The 5,453-nt window shown below is 62.6% G+C and carries 5 protein-coding genes and 1 pseudogene; 3 read left to right on the top strand and 3 right to left on the bottom strand.

Annotated features, from left to right (window positions below; all coding sequences use genetic code 11):
* Positions 1-277 (top strand): annotated as a pseudogene (locus VFF99_RS16265) (ABC transporter ATP-binding protein); the annotation flags it as partial.
* Positions 278-332: 55 nt separating this feature from the next.
* Positions 333-1,580 (top strand): phenylacetate--CoA ligase family protein, encoded by a 1,248-nt coding sequence (locus tag VFF99_RS16260; RefSeq protein ID WP_325019711.1) that lies wholly within the window; start codon positions 333-335, stop codon positions 1,578-1,580.
* A 9-nt stretch (positions 1,581-1,589) separates the two neighbouring features.
* Here the strand turns inward: VFF99_RS16260 and VFF99_RS16255 are convergent, their stop codons facing one another.
* Entirely contained in the window at positions 1,590-1,847 is a 258-nt protein-coding gene (locus VFF99_RS16255) for a hypothetical protein (protein ID WP_325019709.1), read from the bottom strand.
* Positions 1,848-2,053: 206 nt separating this feature from the next.
* Between VFF99_RS16255 and VFF99_RS16250 the strand changes: the two genes are divergently transcribed.
* Positions 2,054-2,635: a hypoxanthine-guanine phosphoribosyltransferase gene (locus VFF99_RS16250; protein WP_325019707.1), complete on the top strand. Its 582-nt coding sequence runs from the start codon at positions 2,054-2,056 to the stop codon at positions 2,633-2,635.
* 117 nt (positions 2,636-2,752) lie between these two features.
* Here the strand turns inward: VFF99_RS16250 and fusA are convergent, their stop codons facing one another.
* Together fusA and VFF99_RS16240 are read right to left on the bottom strand one after the other, a co-directional pair.
* Complete coding sequence (fusA, locus tag VFF99_RS16245; protein WP_325019706.1) at positions 2,753-4,801, bottom strand: elongation factor G; 2,049 nt, start codon at positions 4,799-4,801, stop codon at positions 2,753-2,755.
* Positions 4,802-5,101: 300 nt separating this feature from the next.
* On the bottom strand, positions 5,102-5,453 hold a 352-nt coding region (locus tag VFF99_RS16240), incomplete at its 5' end, for a DUF2804 domain-containing protein (protein WP_325019704.1).

Here is a 5,453-nt window from a genome sequence, read left to right as displayed (position 1 = left end):
GCCGCAGATCGTGGAAGAAATCTTCGAGATCGTGAAAGACCTCAACAGCAAGGAAAACGTCTCCTTCCTGGTGGCCGAGCAAAACACCATGGTTGCGCTGCGCTACGCGGACTTCGGCTACATCCTGGAAAACGGCCGCGTCGTGATGGAAGGCGCGGCCAAGGACCTCGCGGCCAACGAAGACGTGAAAGAGTTTTACCTCGGCGTCTCGGGCGCGGGGCGCAAGAGCTTCCGCGACATGAAGTTCTATCGCCGCCGCAAGCGCTGGCTGGCCTGATCATTTCCAACGCGTGCAGCGCGACATGCCCGCCAACCAAGCATAGATCTTCATCATGACCGACTACCTCGATTCCCTGGAAACCCGCGATCCCGCGCAGCGTGAACGCGACCTCATGGCGCGCCTGCCGGAACTGCTCGCACGCGCCAAAGCCGCGCCCGGCTGGGGGCGGATCCTCGAGGGCGTGAACGCCTCCGACATCGGCTCGCGCGCCGCGCTCGCGCAGTTGCCGGTCACGCGCAAGTCCGACCTGAAGGACCTGCAGCACGCGGACGCCCCCTTCGGCGGCCTGACTGCCACGCCGGTGCGGCAATTGCGTCACCTGTTCATGTCGCCCGGCCCCATCTTCGATCCGGAAGGAGTGGGCGCGGACTGGTGGCGTTTCGCGCGGCCGATGGCGGCCGTCGGCCTGCGCAAGGGCCACATCATCCAGAACTGCTTCTCCTACCACTTCACGCCGGCCGCCTTCATGGCCGAGGGCGGTGCGGCCAGGCTCGGCTGCGCGGTGATCCCGGCCGGCATCGGCCAGACCGAAATGCAGGTGCAGGCGATGGCTGCGCTCAAGCCCGATGCCTACATCGGCACGCCGTCCTTCCTCAAGATCATCATCGAGAAGGCGAGCGAGATGGGCGCTGACATCAGCAGCGTGCAGCGCGCCGTGGTCGGCGCCGAGGCATTGCCGCCATCGCTGCGCAAATGGCTGCAGGACAACGGCGTGCCGAACGTGCTGCAGATGTACGGCTCGGCGGACGTCGGCAACATCGCCTACGAGACGCAGACCGACGGTCAGGTGAACCCCGGCATGATCCTTGACGAAGACCTGATCCTGGAGATCGTGCGTCCCGGCACCGGCGACCCGGTGGCGGAAGGCGAAGTCGGCGAAGTGGTCATCACCTCCTTCAATCCCGACTACCCGCTGATCCGCTTCGGCACCGGGGATATGTCGGCCGTCATGCCCGGCATTTCACCCTGCGGGCGCACCAATACCCGCATCAAGGGCTGGATGGGCCGCGCCGACCAGACCACCAAGGTGCGCGCCATGTTCGTGCACCCTTCGCAGGTAGCGGACGTGGTCAAGCGTTATCCGCAGATCGTCAAGGCGCGCCTGGTGGTGACCGGCGAAATGGCCAACGACGTGATGACGCTGCACTGTGAAGTGGATGATCCGGCCGCAGTGGCCGCGGATGCGCTGGTGGAGACCATCCGCGACGTCACCAAGCTGCGCGGCGAAGTAAAGTTTGTCGGCCGGGGCGCCTTGCCCAACGACGGCAAGGTGATCGAAGACGCGCGCAAGTACGAGTAAGCGCCGGGTTTAGAATGACTTCTTGACGACCTTGTCCGGCGACGTGCCCGGACGGTCGTTCACCACTTCATCCACGCCGCTGGTGTTGCGCAGGTCGGTATCGACCTGGCCTTCCTGCAAGTCCTTGTAGGCCTGGCGGATATCGTCGCGCACCACGCTTCCCTGGCTGTCATCCGATTCATCGCGCTCGTGCGGCATGCGCGGCGTCGTCCGTTCGCTTTCCGGCCCCTTGGTAGTGACCTGGTGTTGCTTCAATGTCGTCTTCATGATGGCTCTCCCGTAATGACAGGCAATACACGTTCGAACACATGCCGGGGGAAAGATTCCCGCCATGTTTTATTGACAATGGGAAATCACATTTTCTTGATTCCACGCTTGCGGCGGCCTGTTGCGGGACTTATCATGGCGCGCTTTACGCTAGGATGTTGCAAGGCACGGCCTGGCTGACCCAATTCCCTTCTTGAGGTGCGCACATGACGTATATCGATTCCGAATTCCATCGCAACAGAGCCCGCGAACTGATGAAGGATGCCGAACTCGTGTTCGATGCGGACGCCGTGCAGAAGGCGGTGGACAAGGTGGCGCAGCAGCTCAACCAGCGCTTCAATGCGGACGACAGCGAAGCGTTTCCGCTGGTGCTCGGGGTAATGGGCGGCGCGGTGGTGTTCTGCGGCCAGCTGCTGACGCGGCTGAGCTTTCCGCTGGAATTCGATTACATGCATGTGACGCGCTATGGGAGCAAGGACCAGGGCGGCACCATCGAGTGGAAAGTCATTCCGCGTTCCAATGTCGAAGGGCGCACTGTCATTGTTCTCGACGATATTCTCGATGAAGGCGAGACGCTCGCGCATGTGAAGGAGCGCTTGCTGCAGATGGGGGCGAAGGAGGTTGTGCTTGCCGTGTTTGCGGATAAGGATATTGGAAAGTCCAAACCTTGCACTGCGGATTATGTCGGGCTGGTTCTGCCTAACCGGTTTGTGGTGGGGTACGGGATGGATGCCTACGGGTACTGGCGGAATTTGCCGGCTATTTGGGCGATTAAGACTGGTGGGTGAGTTTGTTTCTTCGGTGACCCGGTTTCGGTTGGTTCTCCGTTGTTACTTGCCGGGGCCAGTCCCGGCAAGCCCCAACGGAGTGGCTACAGAAACCGCACTACCGAAGAGAGCACAGAATCACTCTTCAACCTCCACCTTATGCTCACTCACCATCCTCTGCTGAGTCCCCGCCGGCACAATATCGTAATGACTGAACTCCACGGTATAGCTCCCCCGCCCAGCCGTAGTAGAGTTGAGCCGCGACTGATACCCGTTCAGCTCCGATAAGGGCACCTGCCCCGACACAACAGCAACGGAAGCCTGCGCCGACTGCATCCCGCTGATCTGCCCCCGCCGCGACGAAAGATCACCGGTAATGTCGCCCATGCACTCTTCGGGCGTGACGATCTCGATGTTGACGATCGGTTCCAGCACCATCGGCCTGGCCTTGAGGACGGCGTCGATGAAGGCCTTGCGGCCGGCCGTGGCGAAGGCGACTTCCTTGGAGTCGACCGGGTGGCTCTTGCCGTCGTAGACCACCACCCGCACGTCCTGCATCGGGAAACCGGCCAGCGGCCCCGCGTCGAGAACCTGCCGTATCCCTTTTTCCACCGCCGGAATGAATTGCCCCGGTATCGCGCCGCCTTTCACTTCGTCGATGAACTCAAACCCGGCTCCGCGCGGGAGGGATTCGACACGCAGGAAGACTTCGCCGAACTGCCCGGCGCCGCCGGTCTGCTTCTTGTGCCGGTGGTGCCCCTCGGCACGCCCCGCAATGGTTTCACGGTAGGCGATCTTCGGCGGGTGAGTCGCGACGTCGATCTTGTAGACCTCCATCATGCGCTCCAGCGCGGAGCGCAGGTGCAGTTCGCCCAGGCCGAGCAGCACGGTTTCGTTGGTGCTGGCGTTGTGCTCGACTTTCAGGCACGGATCTTCCGCCGTCAGCTTTTGCAGGATTTCCCACATGCGCTGTTCGTCGCCGCGTTTCTTCGGTTCGATGGCGAGGCCGAAGATCGGGGTCGGGAAGACCGAGGGGCGCAGGTGGATGTGGTCGTCTTCCGCGGCGTCGTGCAGCACCGCGTCGTAGACCATGTCTTCGATCTTGGCCACCGCGCAGATGTCGCCCGGCACCGCCTGTTGCACTTCGATCTGTTCCTTGCCCTGCGGCAGGTACAGGTGCGCAACCTTGAACGGTTTGCGGCCGTCGCCGATGTAGAGCATGCTGTCGCGCCGCACCGTGCCCTGGTGGATGCGGAAGACTGCGATCTTGCCGATGAAGGGGTCGACCGCGATCTTGAAGACATGCGCGAGCACGTGCTGCGCCGGATCGGCGACCGCCCGGATTTCCTTCTTCCGGTCGGGCGCGTTGTCGTCGTCGCGGTAGAACAGCGGGGGGTTGCCTTCGGTCGGGTTGGGCATCAGCTTGACGAAGACGTCGAGCAATTCCTTGATGCCGGCGCCGTTGCGCGCCGAGACGAAGCAGACCGGCACCAGGTGGCCTTCGCGCAGCGCCTGTTCGAACGGAGCGTGCAGCTGCTCGGGTTCGATCTCGCCTTGCTCGAGGTAGAGCGTCATGAGGTCGGCGTCGACTTCCACCACCTGGTCGACCAGCGCGCGGTGCGCGGCCTCCACAGATGAAAAATCCGACTCGCCGGCCGGATTGAAGAAACAATCGACAACTTTTGCGCCGCCGTCGGCGGGCAAGTTGATGGGGAGGCATTCCTTACCGAATGTTTCCTGGATGCGAGCGACCAGACCCGGCAGATCGATGTTGTCGGCGTCGATCTTGTTGATGATGATCATGCGGCACATGTTGCGCTGCTTGGCCCATTCCATCATGCGGCCGGTGATCATCTCGATGCCGTTCTGCGCATTGATGACGACGGCGGCGGTCTCGACGGCACACAACGCGCTGATCGCTTGCCCGATGAAGTCGGGATAGCCGGGGGTGTCGAGCAGGTGGATGCGGGTGTCGCGATGATCGAGGTGGATGACGGCGGAAGACAGGGAGTGCTGGTACTTGCGTTCGAGCGGGTCGTAGTCGCAGGTGGTGGTGCCGCGCTCCAGGCTGCCCGGGCTTCCTATCATGCCCGCCCCGAGCAGGAGCGCTTCGGCAAGGCTGGTCTTGCCGCCGGAGGTGTGCCCGACAAGGGCAATGGTACGGATGGCTTCGGTACTGTATGGCATCGGTCAATCCTTTCCCAAATGCTATTCAACCGCATAAACCCGTTTGGCTCATTATCATGCCTGCTTTCGCCTTGGGCAAACGGATCGCTATCAAGGTTTGATTTGGGAGGGGGGAGCGGTGAAAACATGCCACTGGATCCCGGCTTTCGCCGGGATGACGAGGAGAGGATGGCGGGTGATCGGCATGGCGCGCCCGCGTTCGTGCTGCCTTGTCGCGTGCATGCGGGCAGGAATGCATGCACTTCCCCTTTATTGCCCCCGTCATCCCGGCGAAAGCCGGGATCCAGTGGCGTGAAAGCCCTACCAGCGCGAGAAATGATCCTCGGTCACCCCCCCCAGCCGCCGTATCTCGCGCGCCGGCGCATCCGGCGCCGCCTTCACCGAGCCGCTGAAGCTGCCGATCGGCTGCACATAGCGCGAAACCGCGACCATCAGGTTCTTGTCTTCCCGGCGCATGCCTTCCGGCTCGAAATGCAAGTCCAGCAGGCCGTCGTCGGTACGGATGTGCCAGGGCGCCATCGGGTCGGTGCGGTCGTAGTCGAAACTGGCCGCACCCAGCGGTATCAGCCTGCCGTCGAGCCAGAGGACGTTTTCGTGCCCGCCGAAATAGCCCGACTGCAGGTTGAACCCGACGTCCAGGCCATGCGCGGAG

Origin of the sequence: Noviherbaspirillum sp. (genome assembly GCF_035654295.1) — a bacterium.
GTDB lineage: Bacteria > Pseudomonadota > Gammaproteobacteria > Burkholderiales > Burkholderiaceae_D > Noviherbaspirillum.
Note: the sequence above shows the minus strand (reverse complement) of the source record. Positions and strands in the feature narration are given on the sequence as shown.